At 41.9% G+C, this 25,259-nt stretch carries 20 protein-coding genes and 1 pseudogene; 6 read left to right on the top strand and 15 right to left on the bottom strand.

What is annotated here, in order from left to right:
* Positions 1-381: 381 nt before the first annotated feature.
* Positions 382-2,421 (bottom strand): biosynthetic arginine decarboxylase, encoded by a 2,040-nt coding sequence (gene speA / locus IM507_RS00170; RefSeq protein ID WP_123230232.1) that lies wholly within the window; start codon positions 2,419-2,421, stop codon positions 382-384.
* Between the two features lie 140 nt (positions 2,422-2,561).
* Between speA and IM507_RS00175 the strand changes: the two genes are divergently transcribed.
* Together IM507_RS00175 and recR are read left to right on the top strand one after the other, a co-directional pair.
* The gene (locus tag IM507_RS00175) at positions 2,562-3,095 is read left to right on the top strand and encodes a DUF4330 domain-containing protein (protein WP_002737551.1); all 534 of its coding nucleotides are present in this window, start codon (positions 2,562-2,564) and stop codon (positions 3,093-3,095) included.
* Between the two features lie 142 nt (positions 3,096-3,237).
* Positions 3,238-3,828 (top strand): recombination mediator RecR, encoded by a 591-nt coding sequence (recR, locus tag IM507_RS00180; protein ID WP_043999193.1) that lies wholly within the window; start codon positions 3,238-3,240, stop codon positions 3,826-3,828.
* 244 nt (positions 3,829-4,072) lie between these two features.
* Here recR and ctpB read toward each other — a convergent pair whose 3' ends face one another.
* The 3 genes from ctpB to IM507_RS00195 all read right to left on the bottom strand — a co-directional run bounded on the left by ctpB (position 4,073) and on the right by IM507_RS00195 (position 6,772).
* Positions 4,073-5,398: a carboxyl-terminal processing protease CtpB gene (gene ctpB / locus IM507_RS00185; RefSeq protein ID WP_002735200.1), complete on the bottom strand. Its 1,326-nt coding sequence runs from the start codon at positions 5,396-5,398 to the stop codon at positions 4,073-4,075.
* Between the two features lie 142 nt (positions 5,399-5,540).
* Positions 5,541-5,960, bottom strand: coding sequence for an NUDIX hydrolase (locus tag IM507_RS00190; protein WP_287636282.1), 420 nt, complete (start codon positions 5,958-5,960; stop codon positions 5,541-5,543).
* 113 nt (positions 5,961-6,073) lie between these two features.
* Positions 6,074-6,772, bottom strand: coding sequence for a single stranded DNA-binding domain-containing protein (locus tag IM507_RS00195; protein WP_069474878.1), 699 nt, complete (start codon positions 6,770-6,772; stop codon positions 6,074-6,076).
* An 89-nt stretch (positions 6,773-6,861) separates the two neighbouring features.
* Between IM507_RS00195 and folD the strand changes: the two genes are divergently transcribed.
* Together folD and IM507_RS00205 are read left to right on the top strand one after the other, a co-directional pair.
* On the top strand, positions 6,862-7,719 hold the full coding sequence (gene folD / locus IM507_RS00200; RefSeq protein ID WP_002735754.1) for a bifunctional methylenetetrahydrofolate dehydrogenase/methenyltetrahydrofolate cyclohydrolase FolD: 858 nt from the start codon (positions 6,862-6,864) through the stop codon (positions 7,717-7,719).
* A gap of 267 nt (positions 7,720-7,986) precedes the next feature.
* On the top strand, positions 7,987-8,997 hold the full coding sequence (locus IM507_RS00205) for a hypothetical protein (RefSeq protein WP_287636284.1): 1,011 nt from the start codon (positions 7,987-7,989) through the stop codon (positions 8,995-8,997).
* A 357-nt stretch (positions 8,998-9,354) separates the two neighbouring features.
* Here the strand turns inward: IM507_RS00205 and ppsA are convergent, their stop codons facing one another.
* From ppsA to IM507_RS00225, 4 genes are all read right to left on the bottom strand, one after another.
* Complete coding sequence (gene ppsA, locus IM507_RS00210; RefSeq protein WP_002751914.1) at positions 9,355-11,796, bottom strand: phosphoenolpyruvate synthase; 2,442 nt, start codon at positions 11,794-11,796, stop codon at positions 9,355-9,357.
* Between the two features lie 233 nt (positions 11,797-12,029).
* Positions 12,030-12,680, bottom strand: a complete 651-nt coding sequence (locus tag IM507_RS00215) for an RloB family protein (RefSeq protein ID WP_287636286.1) — start codon at positions 12,678-12,680, stop codon at positions 12,030-12,032.
* Positions 12,673-13,929 carry an AAA family ATPase gene (locus tag IM507_RS00220; protein WP_002737351.1) on the bottom strand — a complete coding sequence of 419 codons (1,257 nt, stop codon included), beginning with the start codon at positions 13,927-13,929 and terminating at the stop codon, positions 12,673-12,675. Before IM507_RS00220 ends, IM507_RS00215 begins: the two co-directional genes overlap by 8 nt.
* A 136-nt stretch (positions 13,930-14,065) precedes the next feature.
* Positions 14,066-15,514 (bottom strand): M16 family metallopeptidase, encoded by a 1,449-nt coding sequence (locus tag IM507_RS00225; protein WP_002777768.1) that lies wholly within the window; start codon positions 15,512-15,514, stop codon positions 14,066-14,068.
* 521 nt (positions 15,515-16,035) lie between these two features.
* On the opposite strand from IM507_RS00225, the gene IM507_RS00230 reads away from it, so the two are divergent.
* Positions 16,036-16,533 carry an HNH endonuclease gene (locus IM507_RS00230; RefSeq protein WP_002751922.1) on the top strand — a complete coding sequence of 166 codons (498 nt, stop codon included), beginning with the start codon at positions 16,036-16,038 and terminating at the stop codon, positions 16,531-16,533.
* Here IM507_RS00230 and IM507_RS00235 read toward each other — a convergent pair.
* The 3 genes from IM507_RS00235 to IM507_RS00245 all read right to left on the bottom strand — a co-directional run bounded on the left by IM507_RS00235 (position 16,530) and on the right by IM507_RS00245 (position 18,463).
* Positions 16,530-16,883 (bottom strand): hypothetical protein, encoded by a 354-nt coding sequence (locus IM507_RS00235; protein ID WP_002751924.1) that lies wholly within the window; start codon positions 16,881-16,883, stop codon positions 16,530-16,532. The genes IM507_RS00230 and IM507_RS00235 overlap by 4 nt on opposite strands.
* Positions 16,884-16,970: 87 nt before the next feature.
* Positions 16,971-18,083: a hydrogenase formation protein HypD gene (gene hypD, locus IM507_RS00240; protein ID WP_069475745.1), complete on the bottom strand. Its 1,113-nt coding sequence runs from the start codon at positions 18,081-18,083 to the stop codon at positions 16,971-16,973.
* Positions 18,084-18,199: 116 nt separating this feature from the next.
* Positions 18,200-18,463 carry a HypC/HybG/HupF family hydrogenase formation chaperone gene (locus tag IM507_RS00245; RefSeq protein ID WP_069475744.1) on the bottom strand — a complete coding sequence of 88 codons (264 nt, stop codon included), beginning with the start codon at positions 18,461-18,463 and terminating at the stop codon, positions 18,200-18,202.
* Between the two features lie 404 nt (positions 18,464-18,867).
* On the opposite strand from IM507_RS00245, the gene IM507_RS00250 reads away from it, so the two are divergent.
* On the top strand, positions 18,868-20,769 hold the full coding sequence (locus tag IM507_RS00250; RefSeq protein ID WP_190538048.1) for a transketolase C-terminal domain-containing protein: 1,902 nt from the start codon (positions 18,868-18,870) through the stop codon (positions 20,767-20,769).
* A 780-nt stretch (positions 20,770-21,549) separates the two neighbouring features.
* On the opposite strand, the gene IM507_RS00255 is transcribed toward IM507_RS00250, so the two are convergent.
* The 4 genes and pseudogenes from IM507_RS00255 to IM507_RS00270 form a co-directional block, all read right to left on the bottom strand.
* Positions 21,550-23,190, bottom strand: coding sequence for an MBL fold metallo-hydrolase (locus tag IM507_RS00255; RefSeq protein ID WP_002735309.1), 1,641 nt, complete (start codon positions 23,188-23,190; stop codon positions 21,550-21,552).
* Positions 23,191-23,214: 24 nt separating this feature from the next.
* Complete coding sequence (locus IM507_RS00260) at positions 23,215-23,337, bottom strand: hypothetical protein (protein WP_002737208.1); 123 nt, start codon at positions 23,335-23,337, stop codon at positions 23,215-23,217.
* Between the two features lie 284 nt (positions 23,338-23,621).
* Positions 23,622-23,930: pseudogene (locus tag IM507_RS00265) on the bottom strand (IS30 family transposase); the annotation flags it as partial.
* Between the two features lie 138 nt (positions 23,931-24,068).
* Positions 24,069-25,253: a tetratricopeptide repeat protein gene (locus tag IM507_RS00270; protein ID WP_002737498.1), complete on the bottom strand. Its 1,185-nt coding sequence runs from the start codon at positions 25,251-25,253 to the stop codon at positions 24,069-24,071.
* Positions 25,254-25,259 lie beyond the last annotated feature (6 nt).

The following is a 25,259-nucleotide window of genomic DNA, read 5'->3' on the forward strand; positions in this document are numbered from 1 at the left end:
ATATATTTTTATATATTTTTACATCACCTTGATGAAAATCAATAATTGTAGCTATAATCCTTCCTGCCAATGGGTTGTAAGCAATGTATTAGTAATAATTATCAAATTATCAATTGAATGATAAGAAATGCGGAATGTGGGTTGTAACCTATTTCCTGTAGCAAAAGTAGCAGGTAGCAAGTTATTGACACAAATCGCAAAGTATTTGTAACTAAATTTTTACGAAATAGATGTTGATGTCGCTTCCCTCCTGCGGGACGGCAAGAAAGGAGTGAGAAAATACATATAAATGTACTACCAGAGGTAGCATTAGCCCAAAATTCTGCGATCAATGCTTTAAAAAGGGAAAATGAGCTAAATTTCCCCCACAAGTAACCTCTATTAATCCCCACCCACTAGATAGGTATAACGTCGCAAACTGCGTTCATAATCCTGTAGTAGTAACTGGGATTCTTCCACAGTCATGCGATTTTCCTGCAAAGCTTGTTCACAACGAAGACGAATTCTTTCTAACAGGTCTTCCGCAGAATACTGCACATAACTTAATACTTCCGTGATCGTATCTCCTTTGACTAGATACTCGATATCGTACCCCTTGGGACTCATCTGAATATGTACCACGTTAGTATCGCCAAAAAGATTATGTAAATTGCCCATAATCTCTTGATAAGCACCCACCAAAAACATTCCTAGATAATAGGGTTCTGGAGAATGTTTACCGTTTTTGTACTCCAACGGATGCAATTCTAAAACTGATTTTATGTCCCCGCGCAAATCGATAAACTGGGCAATTTTCCCATCACTATCACAGGTTAAATCGGCGAGAATTCCTCTTTGAGTAGGTTCTCGATCAAGACGATGGATCGGCATAATTGGAAATAGTTGATCGATCGCCCAACTATCGGGAACTGATTGAAAAACCGAGAGATTGGCATAATAAATTGAGGCCATAATTTGCTCTAAGTCTTCCAAGTCATCGGGAACATAATCCTCTTGTCGGGCCACTTGCAGAATTTTGTGACAACAAGCCCAGTACAATTGTTCGGCTCTAGCTCGTTCTTTGAGACTGAGATAACCGAAATTAAACAGACTAATCGCCTCCTCTTTGAACTGTCCCGCATCGTGATAAGCTTCCTGATAATTGCGCTCATCGATACCCGTGTAGGTTTCCCAGAGATTACGGAGGATCAGATGTTCTTTCCCATTGCAGGGATCGGGGGGATTTTGGGGAACCTCACTACTTCCCAAGATATCAAAGACTAACACCGATTGATGAGAAGCGATCGCCCGGCCACTTTCACTGATGAGAATTGGGGGTGAAATCTGGGCATCTTCACAAGCTTCCTTGACCTCAGCCACGATATCATTGGCATAATTCTGCATATTGTAGTTTTTTGAGGCGTAGAAGTTAGTTTTTGAGCCATCGTAATCCACCCCTAAACCACCCCCCACATCGAGATAGGTCATATTTGCCCCTAATTTCGCTAATTCCACATAAATCTGACTAGCTTCGCGAATAGCATCCTTAATGACGCTAATAGCGGAGATTTGCGACCCGATATGATAGTGCAGCAGTTGCAGACAATCTAACATCCCCGCTTGTTCTAATTCCGTCACCACCGTTAAGATTTCCGGGACGGTTAAACCGAATTTGGCCCGGTCTCCCGTGGAACATCCCCAACGGCCCACCCCTTTTGTCCCCAGTTTCGCACGCACTCCCAAATGTGGGGCAATTCCTAACTGACGACTGACGCGCAGGGTTAAATATAATTCCTCCAATTGTTCGATGACAATCAAAGGCCGATGACCGAGACGAGTGGTCAATAGGGCAGTTTCCAGGTATTCTTTGTCCTTATAGCCGTTACAAATTAGCAAGGGTTGTGTTTTGTCATTTTTGCCGTTTAAGGCAGGTTCTAGGGTCGCTAAAGCAATCATTAGCTCAGGTTTTGAACCAGCCTCCAGCCCAAATTGATAGGGTTTGCCAAAACGCACTAAAGACTCGACGATGTGACGGTGTTGATTGCACTTGATCGGATAGACACCGCGATAGACGTTGGCATAATTATAACGGGCGATCGCTCGGTTAAAACAGGCATTTAGGCGCTCGATCCGGTCTTCCAAAATATCACTAAACCGAATTAGTAAGGGTAAACCGATATTTCGCCGCTTAATCGCTGAAACTAACTCGTATAAGTCCAAAGAACCGCCCCTTTCTCCCTGGGGCGAAACGGTAATATTTCCTGCGGCATTGATCGAGAAATAGGGTTCTCCCCAGCCTTGGATGCGATAGAGATTTTCGCTATCTTCGATCGACCAATGTTTAACGGGGGCAACTTTTTCGAGGTTGTTACCGTCAGAAGGGGTCAGATCGAGTGGAGATAATTGCTTTTCTTGTTTCTTAAGTTGAGTTTTACCCGCCATTGTCTATCGATCGCTCCGTGTGAGACTCCGATCTTCTATCTTAAGTCAGACTTCCTGTCTGCGACCAAGATTCCGATCGTGATAGAATTTACTCTCTAGGCTCGATCTCTAGGAATAGTCATCTATATAAATTCAAGGCTATGCAGTTATTAGACTCAAAAGGACGTTTATTCGGTAAATTTAGCTTGCTTGATATCGGAGCGGCCTTAGTAATTTTATTGACAATTATCGGTATTTTTGTCGTACCGGGGACAAGTGGTAAAAGTACGATCGCTCAAGTTACCAAAGAACCCATAGAAGTGGATGTTATTGTCCGGGGTTTAAGTGTTCTCAATCCCAATGCTTTGATTAATCAATTCAATACCGAGAAGAAAACTAATATTGTTATTCGTAATCAACCGGCTGGTCAAGTGGATATAAAAAATGTTAAACCTTTATCCAGAAATGTCTTAGTTCCGCAGCCGGATGGTAGTGTGAAAGTCCTACCGGATCCCCGCACGGAAAACTATTCTCAAGATATGATTATGACTCTCAGTGGTCAAGCGGAAGTTACCGACACTGGTGCGGTTGTTGGCGGTCAAAAGGTGAAAATTGGCACTTTAATCGAGTTGGAAGGAGATAATTATAATTTCAACACCAGTGTTATCGATGTCCGTTTACCAAAAAGGTCTTAGTTAGTAAACAGTGAGCAGTAAACAGTGAAAAGACAGCAGGAAACTTCCATGTAACACTGCTCACTTGAAAACTCAAATCTGATAACTGATAACTTACCCACTGATAACTGATAACTGATAACTGATAAGAGGATTAACTGCTATTTATACACCGCCTTTAGCTCGTTTGATCGAGCAGTTACAAAAATTACCTGGAGTCGGACCCAAAAGCGCCCAACGTTTGGCCCTGTATATTCTCAAACGACCAGAACAAGATGCGATCGAATTGGCCCAGGCGATCGTAGCGGCTAAAAAACAAGTAGGATTATGTCAGGTTTGTTTTCATCTTTCGGCCGAACCGATCTGCGAAATTTGCCGCAATCCTAACCGAGAAACGGGGACTATCTGTGTGGTAGCTGACTCCAGAGATGTGATTGCTTTGGAGAAAACTAGGGAATATTCGGGCAAATATCACGTTTTAGGGGGTGTTATCTCACCTATGGATGGGATTGGACCGGATCAATTAAATATACAGTCTTTAGTCACCAGAGTCAGCCAGAAAAAAATTCAGGAAGTTATCTTAGCTATCAGTCCCAGTGTCGAAGGGGAAACCACGACTTTGTATATCGGGGGTTTACTGAAACCCTTCACTAAAGTTACCCGTATCGCTTTCGGGTTGCCCATGGGCGGCGATCTGGAATACGCTGATGAAGTAACTTTAGCGAGAGCTTTAGAAGGTCGTCGGGAATTATAGAGCAGGGTGTGAGGTTTTGATCAGGTTACTTTTTGGCGAATAATCGAGCATTTGTAGCCAGCGATACAGTTTTATAATGCGTATTATGCTTAGTTGCAGAATTTGTAGCTGCAGAAATCTTTGGGGGGGGAATCACCAGCAACTGCACGGGAGCGAGAGAGAGCGCTGTTAAAGACTTTAAAGGCTGTTCTAGAATCGCCATTTCGCCGAAACAGTAGCCGTTTCCCCAGATTTTCTAGGACGATTATTCGGCCCGACTACTCAAAGGGTTATTGAGATTGCCAGTGCCGGGACGTTTAACACTATGGGATTGTAGGAGTGAGATCGCCTGTTGATACTGGGGATCATCCTTCGTTCCCAGCAAAGAAGGATCATCCCGGAAGCGCAGCTGTTGTTCTTGGGTTAACTCGATCTGCACATCGGGTTTAATGCCTTTTTTGTAGATATTTTCGCCGTTGGGGGGATAATAACGGGCAATTGTCACCGCTAATCCAGAACCATCGGAAAGGGTGTGTACCGATTGGACGGTACTCTTGCCATAAGTCGATGTACCTACTAAAGTCGCCCGGCCATTTTCTTTTAGCGCTCCGGCGAGGATTTCGCTGGCGCTGGCGGAACCTTTATTAACCAAGACTACTAGGGGTAAATCGGTAATAGCGGTGTTATTGGCGATAAATTGACGATCTCCACCACGTCGATCGATGGTGCTAACGATTTTGCCCTGTTTCATCCACATACGAGCGATATCGACACTAGCAAATAGTAACCCCCCGGGGTTGCCCCGCAGATCGAGAACATAGCCGGATACCTGTTGTTGACTTAATTCCTCGATCGCCTCTTTCATTTGTTCGGCTGCGTGGGAACTAAATTCATCTAGTTTAATATAACCAACTTTCACCCCACCTTCCTGTTTCAGGGTATAGCTAACGGAGGGGATTTCAATATCTACCCGGGTCAAAGTCACTTCAAATACCCCTTTATCGGGACGGGCAAGCTGTAAACTAACGCTAGTACCCACTTCTCCCTGTAGTGCCTCCATTGCCTGTTCTAGGGTCATTAAAGCGGTGGGTTTGCCATTAATTCTGATCAGGCGATCGCCGCTTTTCACTCCCGCTTCCTTGGCGGGGGATTTTTTCACCGTATCGACAACAACCAGATCGTTACTGCGTTTATCGAGAGCTAAACGTACCCCAATTCCCGATAATTCTCCGGAAGTTTGACTGGTGAGGACAGAAAATTCCCTAGGAGTTAAAAAACGGGTATAAGTATCATCCAATTCCTTTAAAGCTTCGCGAATTGCTGTGTAAGCTTGTTGGGGATTAGTATAATTTCTGCTTAACAATTCTTGACGTTTTTTTTGCCAATCGATTTGATGAAAACTACGATCTACAAATTCATTATTAACAATTTGCCAAACCTGGTCGATGACTGCTTTCGGGTTATCTTCTAAGGGTTTTTCCCCTTTGGCTGCGGGGGTGAGGACTATCAGGGAACTAACTGCTAGGGTAGCGATCGCACCTCCAGATAGGAGTTTCTGCACGGAAACGAACGAGGGACGCGACTGGTTCATAAAGACAAAGCCAAAATAAGATTGACGTTTCAATAAAGCCATTCAAAAAGCGGGAGCATTTTGCCTTCGAGGGAGGTGAGGAGCAGTGTTAACTACGACTTTCGTATAGATAAGGGAGTTCCTTGTCTGGCTCTAGTATCCACTATAATTCTAGTTCTATAAAATCGAGCAATATCTGGCGATGAATTTTTCCTAAAGGACGAGTCTGATTAATCTTCTGGGAATAGTATTCCCCTTGACGGAGGGCAGCCGGAGGTAATAATGCTAAATCTTGCCCTTCCGTTTGCACTAATTTTTCTAATTCCACGGTCAGGGGTACATGATAAAGATAACGGGAGAGATTATCATCGTTATAAGAGCGAAAATAGCGTAAACTAGGGGCTTCGTAGTTAATTTCTTCTTGTAACTCTCGTTTTAACCCTATTTCTGGACTTTCACCCGCTTCCAAGTGACCACCAAATAAACCCCACACCCCCGGATAGAGAATCGTCGGGATGTCGTCGCGCAACTGCATTAAAAAGCGACCGTCCTGTTCTAAAATCGCCAAAGCAACAAATATCATCAGTTATCAGTTATCAGTTATCGGGAGACAGGAGACAGGAGACAGGAGACAGGAGACGGGAGACTATTTTATTTATTCTCCCCACACCCCACACCCCACACCCCACACCCTAGCTATTTCTCGCTTTGTTTATGGGGTAAAAAGAAAGCATCGAGGGGATCTGGGATGGGTTTAAGCACTGCGGGGGGTTTGGGGGGAATCGCTTCCGCGACGGGTTGCGCGGGGGGATTGGGTTTAACGGGGGTAACGACGGGAGTTTCTGGGGGTTTTGTTTCAGCTGCGCTGGGAATTGTCACCTGTCGGGGATTTTCCAGGGGTTTAGTGGAGACTGGGGGAGAATTATTTTCTGGGGGTTTAACTTCTGAGGTGGGGGAAGGTTTAATTTCTGGGGACGGAGAAGGAGTGGGAACCGAGTTAACCGCTACTGCATCCATCTGTTCTAATTCCACTACATACACTTCGTTAACGGTTTGAGAACCCTGGGGAATAGCCTCAAAGTCAATTTTGCCCTTAATGACGATTTCTTCGCCTTGACGGGGTAATTTATTGCTATTGGTGCGAATCCAAATCTTACCAGACCCATCCTGCAAAAGATAGGCTCCTCCCGCTAAAAAAGGGGCATAATTGCTGACAGTTCCCCTAAGATAAACTAAAGCGCCTTTTGGTTTTTCCTGTAATTGCTCGATCGCTGTTAGGGGAGGATCACCGATGTAGGGAACGGCAATACCGAGGTCAGCAAGGGTACTACAACCGAATAACCCTAGCAATAATAATAAACTGCCGATGCGCCCTAGACGAGTCTGAATAGACATTCTTGCTTTAACCTTAACGAGTGCGATTAGCCAATCTTTTTGACCATAGAATGGATCCGAAAGATTTTTGTTCTCGGTATTATCATAGAATGTCCGTAACTACTTGCCAAATTCTCGACGGGAAAGCCTTAGCTCAAAAAATCCAGCTTGGTCTAGGAGAGCGCATCCAGACGCTAAAATCTCCAATGGGAAGACCTCCGGGGTTAGCGGTGTTGATGGTGGGGGATAATCCTGCTAGTGCCGTTTATGTACGCAATAAGGAGAAAGCTTGTACTAAAATCGGCATGGCCTCTTTTGGTCGTCATTTTCCTACCGATACAAGTGAACTAGAAATTTTAGCGGAAATTGTCCGTCTCAATCAAGATGAGCGGGTGGACGGGATTTTAATTCAATTACCCTTACCCAAGCATTTAGACGCGGTTTCCCTTCTCTACCAAATTGACCCGAAAAAAGATGCTGATGGTTTACATCCTCTCAATTTAGGCGGTTTAGTGCGGGGTGAGGACTGTATCCGCAGTTGTACTCCTGCGGGGGTCATGGCACTGCTGAAAGAATATAATATTCCCATAGCCGGTAAGCACGCGGTGGTACTGGGTCGCAGTATTCTAGTGGGGAAACCTTTAGCTTTAATGTTATTGGAGGAAAACGCTACGGTAACTATTGCTCACTCGCGCACGGAAAATCTGGCAGAAATAACCAGAAGTGCTGATATTTTAGTACCTGCGGTCGGTAAAGCGAATTTAATCACCCCGGATATGGTAAAACCTGGTGCGGTAGTGGTGGATGTGGGTATTAATCGCGTCGCTGACCGTTTGGTGGGGGATGTGGACTATGCTGGAGTTTTAGAAGTAGCTAGTTATCTTACTCCTGTACCGGGTGGTGTCGGTCCGATGACAGTGGCAATGTTATTAAAAAATACCTTGTTAAGTTACGAACGCAAGTTATAAATCCTCAGCTACCAGCTATCAGCTATTCAGTGATTCGGCTCTCTTGGATTCGGTAGGTAAAATCTATTCTAAAATACAGTCCTGCTGGTGAGTGCATGGAACGAACCACAAAGACACAAAGGACACAAAGATTGATCACTTCTATATAAGTTAAACTTATCACACAAAGAACAAGAGAGCCGTAATTCTACCGATACAATCCTTGATTTTTTTTTAACTATGTTGGTAGAATTTTACAAAACTGGATAGACTAGGAGATTTTTGGTCATGATCTTTATTATCCCGATTATTCTTGGTGCGGCTGCCTTAGTTACTGCTGGTGTGGGTGTTAGTGCTGGTGCTGATGGTGTCTCCAAGCTACAAAAGGCGAAAAAAATTGGCAAAAGTGCCGAACAAAGATATAAAAAAGCCAACAAATCCCTAGAAAAAAAGTTTCAAGCTACCCAAAAATTTGCGGAAGAATACGGTCAACTGCAAATTAATGTCAAAATCAACACCATCGGCAGATTTATTAAGTTTATTAGCAGAATTGATCAAAGAATAGGTCAAAGACTTGGTCAAAATTCTTCCCCATCCCATCAACGCTTCTTAGAAGGGTTTGAGGGATTTTCTGCCGAACAATTCAAGGAATTTAAAGCAGAAGTGTTAGACGCGCAAAGTTTGGCTGTGGGGGGTTTAAAAGTAGTGGGAGTCGCTTCGGCAGCCAGTCAGGGAACCCTAGGATTAATTGGCCTTTTCGGTACTGCTAGTACAGGAACAGCAATTAGTGGACTTAGTGGGGTAGCCGCTTGGAATGCTACCTTAGCATGGTTAGGAGGTGGTTCTTTAGCTGCTGGTGGTGGTGGTATGGCTTTGGGAACAGTGGTTTTAGGAGGTATTACCGTCGGACCTGCTTTAATGATTGGTGGTTTTGTCTTAGGAGGAGAAGGGAAAAAGGCCCTAACTAAAGCTATCGAATACGCCAAGGAAGTGGATAATAAAATAGCTCAGTTAGATAAAAGTAAGGGTTTTTTAGGACAAGTTCAGCGCAGAATTAAGGAGTTACAATACCTGGTTAATAGTCTGAATAGTAGAGCTATTAAGGGTTTAAATGAACTGGAGTCACGAGCTAATTTTAATCTCCATCTAGAGGAAGATGCAACCAAGTTTCGGGAGCTGCTACTTTTAATTAAAGCTTCATCGGAAATCATGAAACTACCCATCCTAGACGAAAAGGGAAAATTAACCAAAGCAACGGAAAATCTCGAAGAAAAGTACCGCCATCTCTTAGAAAACTAATAATTATTCTTGAAAATCTATGAATGTTATCAATTGGTGAATAGCTCTTTATCCTCTGGTGATAATCAAAAACTTGCCTTAACTTTAGAAGAAATTATCATCTTATTTTGCTCTATTTCTTTGATAATTTTAGTCAATTATTAACGGTAAAAGCCGCGTTAAAGGATGCTAATCACTGTTGGGAATTTTAATTAATTACCCCTCAATATCTAATACTAAATCTGGTTAGTAAAAACTGATTATTTATTCTCACTTTTGCCTGAGTGCCTGTCCTGATATGTAGCCTATACTCGACGGATTTAGTATTACTTATACCAAGACAAAAAAAGGTGGGACTTGCCCACCTTTGTCACTAAACTATTGTCCTTGCTCCACTGCTGCCACCATCAATAAAGTTTTGAGGACAGAATCAGGATTAAGACTGATGGAATCGATGCCTAATTCCACTAAAAATTGAGCGAATTCGGGGTAATCACTGGGAGCTTGACCACAGATACCGATTTTGCGATTATGGGCTTTAGCGGTTTCAATAGCCATTTTCACCATGCGTTTAACTCCCTCATTCCGTTCATCAAAAAGATGGGCAACTAGGGCAGAATCCCGATCTAATCCTAAGGTTAATTGGGTCAAATCATTAGAACCGATCGAAAATCCGTCAAACACCTGAGCAAATTGGTCGGCAAGAATTACATTACTTGGTAACTCACACATCACATAAACTTGCAAACCATCAACCCCGCGTTCGAGACCATTTTTCGCCATTTCTTCGAGGACTCTCATCCCTTCTTCGGGGGTACGACAGAAAGGAATCATCGGAATCACATTAGTTAATCCCATTTCTTCCCGGACCATTTTCAGCGCCCGACATTCCAAAGCGAAAGCCTCGCGATAATTAGGATCAGTATAACGGGAAGCGCCGCGCCAACCGATCATCGGGTTTTCTTCCTTGGGTTCAAAGGGTTTGCCACCCAATAAATTAGCGTATTCATTGGATTTAAAATCGGACATCCGCACAATTACATCTTTGGGGTAGAATGCGGCTGCAATCATGGCAATTCCCCGGGCCAATTTATCGACGAAAAATTGGGGTTTATCCTCGTAGTGTTTGGTTAATTCGGCGATTTGGTCTTTTACGTCTCCTTCTTCCAATTCGTGGAATTTCAGCAAGGCGCTGGGGTGGGCCTGAATGTGGTTAGCGATAATAAACTCTAGACGCGCTAAACCGACCCCTTGGGCAGGAATATCGGCAAAAGCGAAGGCTTTTTCGGGATTACCGATATTCATGAGGATTTTTGTCCGAGTTTGGGGCAAATTGTCCAGGGGAGTTTCAAGAATTTCAAAGGGTAGCAATCCGAGGTAAACTTTCCCTTCATCCCCTTCCGCACAGCAAACGGTGACTTCCTGACCGGTTTTAATCGTTTCCGTGGCATTATTGCAACCCACGATCGCCGGAATACCCATTTCTCGTGCGATAATAGCGGCATGGCAAGTACGACCACCTTGATTAGTCACGATCGCGCTTGCTTGTTTCATAATCGGTTCCCAGTCGGGATCCGTGCGATTGGTGACGAGAACTTCTCCCGGTTTAAAGTTGTTGATTTTATCTACACTGAGGATGACTCTGGCTTTTCCTTGACCGATTGCCGCACCTACACTCCGTCCCACCGCTAAAACTTGACTTCTTTCTTTAATTTCGTAGGATTTAAGGATATTAGCGGCTTTTTGCGATTGTACGGTTTCTGGACGGGCCTGAACGATAAAGAGTTCTCCCGTGATCCCATCTTTTGCCCATTCGATATCCATGGGGGTGTAGGTTCCGCGCACTTGCGAGTAATGTTCCTCGATTTGGGTCGTCCAACGGGCTAAAGTGAGGATTTCTTGGTCACTAATGCAGAATTGATCCTGTTCTAGCTTGTTAACTCGGATATTCTTGGTTAGACGCGATCCTCCATCATCGTAGATCATCTTGATGGCTTTACTGCCGAGGCGTTTGTCGAGGATGGGTTTGTAGCCGTTTTTAAGAGTGGGTTTAAAAACCAGATATTCGTCGGGGTTAACGGCTCCTTGCACGACATTTTCCCCTAAACCGTAGGCTGCGGTGATTAAAGTGGCATTTTTGAACCCTGTTTCCGTATCGATGGAAAACATCACCCCGGAGGTGGCTAGATCTGAACGCACCATTTTTTGGACACCGACGGAAAGGGCGACGGCAAAGTGATCGAAGCCGTTATGATGACGGTAGGAAATAGCGCGATCGGTGAATAAAGAGGCAAAACATTTATGGCAAGCTTCTAAAACTCCCCTCACCCCTTGCACGTTGAGATAGGTTTCCTGTTGTCCGGCAAAACTCGCTTCTGGTAAGTCTTCGGCAGTGGCGCTCGATCGAACTGCCACATCGATGGAATGATAGAGATCATCGCCATAACGTTCACAGAGTCGGCGATAGGCAATAGCGATCGCATGACTTAAATCATCGGGGAACGGTGTATTTAGGATTAATGTGCGTGCTTGTTTACCTTTTTCTTGCAGGTTCTGCACATCGTTTTCGTCTAAATCTTGGAAAATTTGTCTTAATTGTGCGTCTAGTCCGGCTTTTTCGACAAAGTGACGGTAAGCGTAAGCGGTGGTGGCGAATCCTGTGGGGACATTAATCCCTTTCGGGGTTAATTGTTGGATCATTTCGCCTAAGGAGGAGTTTTTGCCACCGACTAATCCCACATCTTTGCTGTCTACTTCTTCAAACCACAGAATTAATGCTTGTTCTCTAGAGGTTCTCGCAACATCTTGTAGTAGCATCATAAGTATTTTTACCTCTGTACTCTATACTTTCAGTTTAGCGACATACCATCTTCAAAAACCCTTGAGTTTGATATTTATTTACAAAACTCTACAATAGCCAACTCAGCCACGCTCACCCTATCTCTAAAGGGTTTAATTGTCTAGGTACTTGACATAAAAATTAACAAACTAATCAGGAGTCTCAACAGTAACTTTCCTGAATGATAGCCTTAGTTATCTCAAAATAGTTAAGTTTAAGATCGACTATTTTTATTGAGTTCCCTCACTAATTCATGTACGGTAGTGGAAGGATGGGGATCAAAAGGATGTTGTTTTAATTCATCTCGCCGTTTAATAAGTTTTTCGGCGTTGATAATCGCTGTAGGCTGATAAGGCTTTAATTTTTCATAGATATTCTCTCGGTTTTTTTCATATTTTTCTTTCTCGCAAACTAATCCAAGTTTTCTCATTTGATTAGTTAAAATACTCCCGTATCTATCTCTAGGTGTAGCAGTATCAAGATATTGAAAGTGCAAAATATACCAAATTTCAAAGGCTTCATTAGAATAGGCAATCTTGATATTTTCTTTTTGGGCAAGTCCCTCAGCTTGATTAAATTGCTCTTTGGTATAATTATCTTTATCAAAAACACACCAAACTTGATCGTAAGATGCTGATTTTTCATTGTTTTTAATATTAATTGCTTTCTTGACTAAACTCAAGGTATTTTGACCTTCTCCCTTAACTTTTATTTTAATGTTATTAGATTTTAAATCTTCCCTCAAACAAGTAAAGTAATAGTATTCAGTCTTTTCTCCTTCACAAACAATCAAAAATATTTCCCTTGGCTGTCTCCTGTTAGCTTGACGTTTTAAATAACTATAATTACCATCTTTTTTAGCCATAATAATCACCGATAACTTTGCTTAAATCACCAATAAAAGGTATGGCACCATAGCGACCTTGAATATAATCTTGTTCAAAGGAAGCATTATTATCAATATCAAATTCGACCAGAGAATATAAATCCGTTGCTTCTTGGCGATTTTTTTCGGTAAACCAGATTTGATCTCTTCTAAACAGTTGATTACTAAGTAAATTAACATCATGAGTAGCAAAAATAAGTTGAGCATTTTTAGGGTTTGTTTGTTGAGAGTTAAATAATCCAATAATTGCTATTGCCATTAAGGGATGCAGTAGGGAATCCAGTTCATCAATTATTAATACCTCACTTGCTTTTAAAACCGATAAAATAGGTGCTAATAAAGCAAATAATTTTTGAGTGCCACGCGACTCATGTTTATTCAGTTGAAAGCTTTCTAACCCGATTACCTTTCCCTCTAAATCATACTTTTCATGATAGGTTTCAATGGAGTTGTAAACTGTATCTGGAATATCCTTATGAAAATTATCTAGGGGTTTCCGTCCCACTTCTATACTCATATCCTTGATACTCAAATCTAATTTTTTAATTAAGAAAACGATTTCATTTTTAAGATTTTGCTCTCTAGAAAGATAGTCAATAGATAGCTGTCTTAAATTTTCAAGTTGCGAACCCGATATAATCTTTAACCTACTAAACCAGAGTAAAATCTTACCTGCTAACGGATCATTAAACTGAGCAGCAATCGATAGAAATAAGGTATTTTTTTTAGTTAAATCTTTGACATCTTTGCCCTTCATCAGACTTTTACTATATTTAATTTTATCTTTTTCACGACTAAATATATTAGTTTTACGAGTTTTGGGCGTGCAAGATAACCCCTCAGAAATTACTCGCTCTTGAGTGACTTCAAAGCTATATTCATAGGTCTTATTATCTAGATAAAAAACTATCTTAAAAAAAGAAGGTTTATCTTCGGTTTCAGAACTTAATCGAAATTTTTCTAAATCTATCTTATCTGTAATTTGTAATTTCGAGGAATTAATGACAAAACTTTGCATAAAATATAAGGCCAGAATCAAATTACTCTTACCACTAGCATTTGCTCCATAAATAGCAGCACTTTTTAGTAAACTAAAATTCTGATTAACCTTAAAAACATTATTTTTATCAAGCTCATCATTATCTGCTGCTTCATCTGCAGCCACCATACTGAGAGTAACTACATCCTTAAAAGACCGATAATTACCGACACTAAATTCGATGAGCATTACATACTAACCCTAAAAGTCTCTGGGGAATTGATGAAGACTATGCTTTTATGATAGGCAATTTGTCAACATTTAAAAGGAAATTTTTCTCAGGTGTGTTAGCGTCATGTAACACACCCGACATCTCTACAGTTATTTATATTTGTGTGATGGTGACATCAACAGTTTTAACCGTAGTTCCCAAACTGGATAGAGGAGGTTGAATTTCCTGTTCATTACCCACTACTAGAGTCACAATTTGATTCGGTTGTAGATATTGTTGGGCCACTCGTTGAATATCGGCAATTGTCACCCCTTTTACCGCTTGTTGATAACGGAAGATAAAATCTTGGGGATAACCATAGTATTCATAAGTCATCAATCGCGATAAATTTTGAGCAGGTTTCTCAAACTTAAAAACAAAAGAATTGAGAATAGCATTTTTAGCGTCTTCTAATTCTTTGGCAGTAACGGGTTGATTGCGAAGGCGCTCGATTTCGCCTAAAATTGCCTTAATAAAAGGTACGGTAGCATCGGTGCGAGTTTGACCTCCAGCAATAAATAAACCGGGATAATCATAACGACTATTCCAGACACCATAGACAGAATAAGCTAATCCTTGACGGGAGCGCACTTCATTAAATAAACGACCACCAAAACCGCTTAAAATCTCATTTAATACCGTTAAAGCGGGATAGTCGGGACTATCCAACCGACCCCCAAGATGACCTAATAAAACGCTACTCTGGGTTAATTGGGGTTGATTGACGACAAAGACACCTTGAAGATTTTTTTGGGTTGCCGAAGGGGTGACAATTTTAGGGGCAGTGGCGGGATTTTTCCAATCGCCAAAAGTCTTATTGATTAATGCTTTCATCGACTGAGAATCAAAATCACCGATAATTCCTAAAATTATTTGGTCGGGACGGACATAGGTACGATAAAAATCGATTAAATCCTGACGATCAATATTAGCTAAAGTGCTATATTCTACAGTACGAGCGTAGGGGCTATTATCACCATAGACTAGCTTTTTAAACTCCCGACTAGCAATATCACTGGGATCATCATTACGTCGGGCAATTGCTCCTTTTTCCTGAACTTTGGCTAATTCCACTCTCTGATTTTCAAAAGTTGGGGAACGCAAAACCTCAGCAAAGAGATTAAAAACGGTTTCTAAATCTTCACTAAGAGCGCTAAAACTAGCAGTTCCAGCATTAAGATCGATCGAGGTTTCTACTAGGGCTGCTCTTTGTTCTAATAACTGATTTAAGACATTAGAAGGATGTTTTTCCGTGCCACCACTACGCAGCACGGTTCCAGTAATATCGGCTAATCCGACTTTTTCCCCGGATTCTAATCTTCCTCCCGTCCGAATCATCGCCGTACCACTTACTAAAGGTAAGCTCCGATCCTCCACTAAATAAACCACCATCCCATTATCTAGTTGATAGCGCTCGTATTGGGGAACTGTAACTTCAGGAAGGGGAGGAAAAGTTAAATCGGTAAAATGTCGCGGGGTTTGGGCAATTGCTGGGGAACGAAAAGCTAGGACACCTATCAGGGTGATCAGGATTAAACCTAGCCATTGTAAGCGTTTTTTCATGATTTGAGTCGAAATTATTGAGAGGAATAGATAAGAGGGAACAAAAGGCAAATCTGGCCGCTTTTTGCTTTTTACGGTAGTCCTCAAGAAGTAATGATGATAGAATAGTCGCTAAAAATCAAGTGTCTCTCCGCCATGCCTAATTGTCCAAAATTGCCTACGGATCGGGGAGATATAGTATTTTATCTATCACTATAATTCCTCTTTGGATTTATCATTACTTGTTTAGCACCATCAATTTCAATCAGATTCTTGAGTATTTTTCGTTCCCCCTACAAACCCATTCTAAACTAGAGGTCGGCATTGCTGCTTTGGCAGCGTCCTGAGCATTCAAACTCTCGAACTAGCTTCGCCAATTCAAAAATGAAACGCATCAACCTCAAGACCCTTTTGCATGAGTGCCTCTTGCCGTTCGGCTGTCCTGATATGTAGCCTATGCTCAACGGATTGAGTATAATAGGTCCCAATCCCAGTGATATGTGTTACCATTCGGGGTAAATTCAAGCGATCTCCAGACACCTATGAGCAAGGTTCTCGTGTTGAATGCCTCCTACGAACCGCTAAATATTACCAGTTGGCGGCGTGCGATCGTTTTATTATTGAAAGGAAAAGCTGAATCCCTAGAACATAACGGAAAAGTGGTTTGTCGTGACTTACCCCTACCTTCCGTTATCCGTCTTAGGCAATACGTCCGTGTTCCCTACAAGGAAATTCCTTTAACCCGTCGTAATATTCTCGAACGAGATCATCACACCTGTCAATACTGTCTCTACCGAGGTGAACAATTAACCATTGATCATGTGATTCCCCGTTCTCGCGGAGGGGGTGACACTTGGGAGAATTTAGTGGCGGCTTGTGTGCGTTGTAATGTGCATAAGGGCAATCGTACACCAAAAGAGGCCAATATGTCCCTACTCGCCCAGCCACGTCGTCCCTACAGCAGTCTCCACTTTGAGCTATTAAAGCACACCAGGGGGAATCACAATCACGAATGGCGTAAATATGTCATCGGTATTTAGGGTGAAAAAGGCATGGTGAAACCAAGACCAAAATTGATTCCCATGCCATTATTATTAGTCTGGGTGCGAGGATTGGCAACTCCCGTGCCTAGATAAACCGCACAACCGCGACAGGGGGAATTGACTCGGTAGCGCACCGCCATGGGATCATTAGGATCGGTGATGGTTACTCCCTGATGGTTTAAATCTTTAATTAGATTGGTGACGGGTTTGAAAAAATCGGCGCTGGGGGGTTGACTTGGTGGCAGTTCTAGGGTTTGTTCTTGGGAAGCAAGAACGATTTCTGAAGCGATAACTAGCAGTAGAGAGGTAGTTAAGCTAAATAAACCCAGATTATTTTTGATTTTCATCCTTTTTTGTTACCGAGAGATTGTTAATTTTTTCTCTGAAAAGTCTAGCGTTTCCTCGCGGGAAAGGACACTAATCAGTAAAAAAATTTACCGATGTCTGCCATACTTATAATAAGCGGCACAAGCACCTTCACTAGAAACCATACAAGTACCGATGGGGTGTTCGGGAGTACAAGCAGTACCAAATACTTTACATTCCCAGGGTTTTAAAACACCTTTAAGAATTTCGCCACACTGACAAGCTTTGTGATCTTTAACACGCTGATTGGGTAGGGTAAATTTTTTCTCCGCATCAAAATTACTGTACTCATCTCGCAGTTTTAATCCTCCTTGAGCAATTTCTCCTAAACCTCGCCATTCAAACTGATCCCGCAGTTCAAAAACTTGCTTGATTGCCGATAAAGCGACTCTATTTCCTTGATTTTGTACCACTCGATCGTACTGATTTTCTATCTCACATCTCTGCTCATCTAATTGTTTTAATACCATCCAAATTGATTGGAGAATATCCAAGGGTTCAAACCCAGAAACTACCACAGGTTTATGATATTCTTGGGCAATAACTTGATAGGGTTCTGTGCCAATTACCATGCTGACATGACCGGGACCAACAAAACCGTCTAACTGTAAATCTGGGTTATCTAACAAAACTTTCAGAGCGGGAATAATCACCACATGATTAGAAAATAAACTAAAATTAGTGATGCCATCTCTTTGTGCTTCTAAAACGGTTAAAGCGGTGCTAGGAACGGTTGTTTCAAACCCTAATGCTAAAAATATTACTTCTTTATCGAGATTTTCTCTGGCAATTTTTAAGGCATCGCGAGGAGAATAAACCATGCGAATATCATCACCTTTTGCTCGTGCTTGCAGCAGACTCAAATGGGAACCGGGAACACGCATAGTATCGCCAAAAGTTGTCAGAATTACGTTCGGTTTTTGTGCGAGAAAAATGGCATCATCTAAACGACCTCGCGGCATCACACAAACGGGACATCCAGGACCATGAATTAATTCGATAGTTTCTGGAAGTATTGCCTCGATACCGTATCTAAAAATTGAGTGGGTATGACCTCCACAAACCTCCATAATTTTAGTAACTTTTTGCCGCTTTTCAGAGATTCTTGTCGATAATTGTTCTATTTGTTGAATTAATCCCGACGCTTTAACTGGATCACGAAATTCATCAACGTATTTCATAGTTTATCTCCTTTAATTATAATTTTTAGCTGTCGGTAGTCAGTAATAATTGCCGTAATTTACATTTCTTATAGATAGACAACAGCATTAATTTATGGGTGACTACTTTAAGAACATTAATTATGATTAAATTCTAACTCTAATTCCGCTAATTGTGTTAATAAATTTAGGGTTTCTTGCGCCTCATCTTCATCGATTCGATTCATGGCAAAACCCACATGAACTAATACCCAATCCCCTACACAAGTATTAGCGGGATGGTCTTCATCAACAATACAAGCGATATTTACTTCTCTTTTTACACCCCCCACATCGACGAGAGCGAGATGATGGTTTTCATCAATAATTGCCGTAATTTGTCCCGGTATGCCTAAACACATAGTTTTTACCTTAAATCTAGTTTTTGTTAATTATGCGCCGATTTTTGGGCTAGAGATTGCATTAATATCAACTGACAGCCCTTCTCATAAAGATGAAGTATAACCTAATTTGATATTGACGACCTACGACCGCCTCCCGAAAAGGAAAACCGAGTCAAAGGTTATCCTTTTTACTTGGTCTTAGCTGCCATTCTGGACTATTGCCCTCAAGAACAGCTTTTTTTCTCCTATCTTTTTTAAGATTTCCCCCGTCCTGGACAGTGGAAGCTATCCCAGCAGGGGTAAAACTTTTGTATTAGGGACTACACCAATGATAAGAAATTATTCAATCAATCGATCGGGTGACATTCTAGGCTATGATTTCCCTGACTATAGTTATTTCTCTACATTAAGGAAAATCTACGATGACAACCTTTCCCATCGATTTGAGTGCCTATAAACCCATCAGTCTCGACCCCAGTAACCCCACCCTCACCGACGACCAAAGAAGCGCCCTAAAAGCCAATATCCAACTTTGTCGCGATGCTATCATCTTTTTTACTGCCACGGGTGCGGCCCGGGGTGTGGGTGGACACACCGGCGGTCCCTACGATACCGTCCCGGAAGTGGTGATTCTCGATGCTCTTTTCCGCAGTCAACCTAGTCAATTTGTACCAATCTTCTTCGATGAAGCAGGACACCGCGTCGGTACTCAATATCTCATGTCTGCGTTAGAAGGTTCTTTACCCGCAGAACAATTAATGCACTACCGCGAGGCCAATTCTAAACTCCCCGGACACCCGGAATTAGGATTAACCCCCGGTGTCAAATTTAGTTCTGGCCGTTTAGGACATATGTGGCCCTACGTTAACGGTGTCGCTTTAGCTAACCCCGGAAAAACCGTTTTTTGTTTAGGTTCCGATGGTTCTCAACAGGAAGGCAATGACGCGGAAGCTGCCCGTTTAGCCGTGGCTCAACACATTAATGTTAAGCTGATTATTGATGATAATGATGTGACGATTGCCGGTAATCCTTCCAAATATTTACCCGGTTATGATGTGGCTAAAACTCTCATCGGCCATGGTCTAAAAGTGTTAGTGGGAGATGGGGAAGATATCGATAGTTTGTATCGCAATATCTGTGAAGCAATTAATACTCCGGGCCCGATTGCGATTATTAATAAACGTCCCATGTGTCCCGGTATTGAAGGTTTAGAAGGTTCTAACCACGGTCATGATGTGATTTCTGTCCCCTTGGCTTTAAAATATTTAGAGGCAAAAGGACACAGTGCCGCTGTGGAATATCTCAACAGTATTAAGAAGCCTTCTAATGACTATAAATTCCTCGGTTCTGGGGATAAATGGGGTTCTAACCGCAATGTTTTCGGCGAAGCAGTAGTCAGTCTTTTAGGCAAAATGAGCGAGGAAGAACGCAAGGCTAAGGTATTAGTAGTAGATAGCGATTTAGAAGGTTCCTGTGGTTTGAAAATTATCCACGATAAACATCCCGAAGTGTTTATTCCTTCCGGTATTATGGAACGGGGCAATCTTTCGGCAGCCGCTGGTTTTGGTATGGAAAAAGGTAAACAGGGAATTTTCGCCACCTTTGCCGCTTTTCTAGAAATGTGTATTTCTGAAATCACCATGGCCCGCTTGAATTATTCTAATCTTTTGTGTCATTTTTCCCATTCCGGTATCGATGACATGGCCGATAATACCTGTCACTTTGGTTTGAATAATTTCTTTGCCGATAATGGACTCGATGACGGTTACGAAACCCGTCTTTATTTCCCGGCCGATGCGGCACAAATGACCGCTTGTGTCGAGGCAACTTTCCATCAACCCGGTTTACGTTTTATCTTCTCGACTCGTTCTAAAACTCCCAATATTCTTGATACTAAAGGCAATAATTTCTTTGGCGATGGTTACACCTTTGTCCCCGGAAAAGATGAAGTAATTCGGGAAGGCACTGCCGGTTATATCATCAGCTTTGGCGATGGTTTATACCGCGCTTTAGATGCAGTGGAACGCTTAAAACAAGAGGGGATCGACGTGGGTTTAATTAATAAATCTACTCTCAATGTAGTGGATGAAGAAATTATCGCTAAAGTTGGTAATTCTCCCTTTGTTTTAGTGGTAGAAGCATTTAACCGTCGTACGGGTTTAGGTAGCCGTTATGGTTCTTGGTTACTCGAACGCGGTTTAACTCCTAAATACGCCTACATCGGTACTCACCATGAAGGTTGTGGCGGTTTATGGGAACAATTCCCCCACCAAGGTATTGACCCAGTTGGTATCATTAGTAAAGTTAAATCTTTAATCGCTTAGATAGTATTTTAGGGTGGGCTTTAATCAGTTATCAGTTATCAGTAGAATTATTGTAAATTAATTATATGTTATAGTGGTGGTTTAACTAACTTTTTTGGAAAAATTAGTTAGTTATTAAGTTTGTTTTAAATAAAAACTTGAAGTTTTACTTTTAACTCAAAACTCTTTAGATATGCTTTAATTTGGTTATCAAAACCTCTTTATTTGAGCGGCACAAACTATCTCAATTTTTATAATTGAGAATAAATTCTCCTGATTAATTACAATTCTCCTTCACTGGATTAATGTTTGGCAACTTTTAAGAAATGTGAAGATATGTTCTATAGTCATTTCAATTAAGATTGAGAATATCAATCCCAGAGTTCATAAGGATTTTGTTGGTCTAGATTGTATCAGACTTATCTGAAATGACTATATTCTTTTTTTAACTTCTATCCAAAAATCAATAAAAAAGCCAAACCGTCTGTTTTACCATAAAAAAATTATGCAAGAGGTCTATTGGCGACGATTAAGCAAAGACTACGAGGATTGACCCGAAACTCTTCCCCTGAGATACGTTGAACAGTTCGAGGCGTTTATTTATCTCGGCATGATTCGACTCATGTTGAGGCGGCTTGCCTAGACAACTAGGCTACCTGTGACCCTTTTCAAACATCCTCTTAGTTAAAATCTAAGGGTTTTGTTAGTTTTTTAGTATTTCTGTAGGGAGGAAGTCCCAGAATAGTGACTCCTAAAAACCGACTCCTAACCCCAGCTACCAACTTTTTCAGCAGACCCTAATTATATATTGGCTTCAAAAACGGGACAATAGCCTTCGGCAACCACTTTAAAACCGTAGAGGGGAGAAGCGGGATTCCAACAGCGCTGACTTTTGTAGTGGACACAGACACGACAGCAATCCATCTCCTCTAAAGCTTTGGTGATGCGATTGGGACTCTCGCTTAATAGTTCCCGTTGAGAGACTCCCCGCAATAATAATTCTTCCCCTTGCCAGCGTGCTTCTACCAGTCCCGTATCGGCGAAATTACTCCACCGGGGATCCCGGGTGATCGACTCTGGTAAGGTGATAGTGACGATCGAATCCGATTCATTTAATTCTCCCTCATAGTGACTGGGGGCCGGGGGTGTCGGTTGCATAAAGCGATCGCCAATAGGCAATTCCACCAGGGTTCCCACGGCCGGAGAATGGAGTTGATAACGGCTTTGTAATTCTTCTAAACTGGTCAAATCCGCTAGATATAGGGGGGAGCCATGGACGAGCATGATATGCTGCGGCCGCAGGTTATGGATCAGTTGGGTGGTGTTGCGACTATCGCTATGTTCAGCCAGTAGATAGGTTTCTTGGCTAATTAATCGCGAACGCTGTGCCGCTTTTAATCGGGGATTCTCTAGGTTGATATCGTGCAGGTGTTGGGGAACTAACATTAACCAAGGTTTATCCCCTTGCAGATATTTACTCACCTCCTCTAGGCGATCGATTAGTAAAATTATCGGAGTGGTTCCCCCTAGAGGTGTCGGTTTTTCTGGCAACCTTCGCAACCGGGGACAGATGCGCTCATCCCAAAATAAGGGCTGATGTTTGGCAAAATTCTGGACAGATGCGGGAAATTGTGGTAAGATTTCTAGGTAGGCATCGCAAGCTTTAGCGATCTTGCCCCCAACCCAGATATCAATATCGCGACCCGTGAATTGATGATGCGATCGCAGTAATTTTAAAATTTCTTGACCCAATCCCAAAGCGGGGACGGGTAGTAAGACATTTTGCCCCTCAGCGATCGCATGATAGATGCGATTCATCAACTGTTTTTCCTGCTGTCGTCGGTGGGGATGGCGTTCTGTGCCGTAACTGCCTTCAATAATCAGCACATCGGGGGATATTCCCCGCAGCAGATCGATCGATAATCCTTCCACCAGTTGAAAATTAGATAGGGAAAAATCGCCGGTATAGAGGACTTTATAGGTACGTTTGGGGGTTTTGTAGGTGAATAAGACCACGGCGGCCCCGGGTAGGTGGCCGGCCGGAAAAATCTCGACGGTGAGATCATCAAAGAGAGTGATCGGTGATCGCCATGGCCAACCCTGACAGAAACTGCCGATTTCCTCGGCAGAATCGGGCCATTGTAGGGGCAGCAGTTGTACTGTCACCTCACTGGCATAAACTGGCAATTGGGGATAGGTCTGATGGAGAGCCATTAACCCACGGATGTGATCGCTGTGGGCATGACTACAGAACACCAGATCTACGGGTGGTTTTTTGTTTTCGGTCAGGGGTTGCATATCGGCCAAACCGCAATCTAAAAGTATGCGATAGGAACCGATTTTCAGTAGGAGACAAACCCCTTCCGATGCGTGACCGACACCAAAAGGTAAACAGGATAAAAGGGATTTTGACCCCCAGACAGCAGTAGAGCGTTGAACCATGGCAACCCTGATTATGATGACTGGTTAGTGAGCCGAACCGTTGCCATCGTAGTTATCGCTATCATAAAAACCGTTGCGGGTGCCGAAAAAGAGACAGGAGACGGTGAATACAGCCGTTAATGCCAACAGGATTAATTTGATGTCCATATAATTTAGTGCAACTCCTCAGAGGGTAATCTCCCCTCATACTAACTCAACTTTTTCGGTTCTTAGCAGCTAGGTTTCGGATTTGACCATGGGCGCTCACCCTCTTTTAATAATTAAACTTGTCAGTAATTTGTGATGATTTCAGCAAAAACTACTGGTAATTTTCGAAAAGACTAGCATCTTTTGTCATAATATAGCAAACCTAAATGAGTTGTGAAAAGGCATCAAATCTTTTCAAATTTCCTAACTTGACAAAGATTATATTTGGCAAAAAATTGATCAATTTAAGTCTGAATTGCATCCCTGTCTAATCTACCTTTATAGAATACCTCATTCGGGGTACGATAGTCAAGACATTTTCGAGGACGATTGTTAATTAAGTTTACGGCTCTTTCTACCTCCTCTGGTTCAACGATTTTCAAATTCGTTCCCTTGGGAAAAAATTATCTCAATAGTCCATTAGTAGGCTCGTTTAATCCCCTCTCCCAAGAATGATAAGGAGTAGCAAAATAAAAATCTGCTCCTAGTTTCTGACTCAACTCTTGATGTCCACAAAATTCTTTGGCCTTGTCATAAGTAAAGATTTTTCTTTCAGTAACTGAGGAGCCTTTCTTTGTCAAATCTTGAGGTTGATGCTTTTCATTTTTGAATTGGCGTTTTAAGATTCACTAATAATTGCTGACTGATTTTTGGTATTTTTGCAAATGTGAGATGCGATCATGGTTTCAAAACTATTCAGGATTATTTATTGCTTGATTAATTTGAGTGATTTGGGTTTGAAAATATTGTTCACGATAACGGATAGCTTGGGCTAATTCCGCACCTTTTTGGAAAGCGAGTAAAGCTTGGGGATAATTTTTTCTCTCTAGATAAATTTGACCGATTTGATCGTAGGTGTTCATTAAACCGTAGTAATTATAACCCAATTCATGGACTTTAATTAATTCTTGATAGATTTGTAAAGCATAATCCACCTGTTGATAACTTTTATAAAGTTCTGCTAATTTATTTAAAGCTTCTCCTGCGGTGCCGTACTGTTGTAAAGCAAAAGCGAGAGAATAGGCTTCTTGAAAGTTTTGGCTGGCTTTATTTGCATCTTTTAAAGCTTGATAATCTAAGCCAATTTGAATTTTTAGATCGGGGATTAACTGTATTTGCTGATTTCTGATCTCGGTTTCAGCTATTTCTTCTTTAATTTTTACTGCGTTAGCTGGTTGCAGAGATTCTCGATAAATTTCTGCTAGTCTTTGCAGATAAATTCCTTGATTTAAAGAATTATTCTGCGCCTTAGAAATAGTTAATAATTCCTCGTAAACTGGGGCGGCTTTTTGATAATCAAAACGGGATAAATGAATTTGACCAAGTTGATTTAAAGTTGCTTCTACTGCCAGATTATCCCCAGATTTTCTGGCATTAGCTAGGATTTTATCATAGACAATTATCGCCTCATTAAAAGCTCGTACCTGTTGATAGGATGTACCTAGTAATGCTAATAATTCCCCGTCCATTGTCTGGTTAATTTCTGCGGTTTGTTGCACAGTTTTTAAACGAGCAGTAATTAATTTAACATCCTCGGTTCGATCTCGATTCCAAGCTGCTAACCCGACTTTTCCCAAAGATTTTACTTCTTCTTTGGCTCCTAAATAACGATTTAATTTAATCACTTCATACCAGATAGGAAAAGCTTCCTCATTTAATCCCGCATCGTATTTAGCTTGAGCTTCAGCATCCCGTTGATCGATGTATAATAACAGTTGACGATGCTCCAAGGGAGTTAAAGGGCGATCGATTGCGGGTAATAAAGGACTTTTTAGGGGAGTTTCGAGGGGATTGGGTGCAGGGGTTTCTGTTTGTGCTAGGAGAGGAAGGGAAGTACCGATCAAACAGAGCCATAAACTGAGAGAAAAACGTAGCATAATAGA

The sequence above is a fragment of the Microcystis sp. M20BS1 genome (assembly GCF_020245305.1).
Classification (GTDB): domain Bacteria; phylum Cyanobacteriota; class Cyanobacteriia; order Cyanobacteriales; family Microcystaceae; genus Microcystis; species Microcystis ichthyoblabe_A.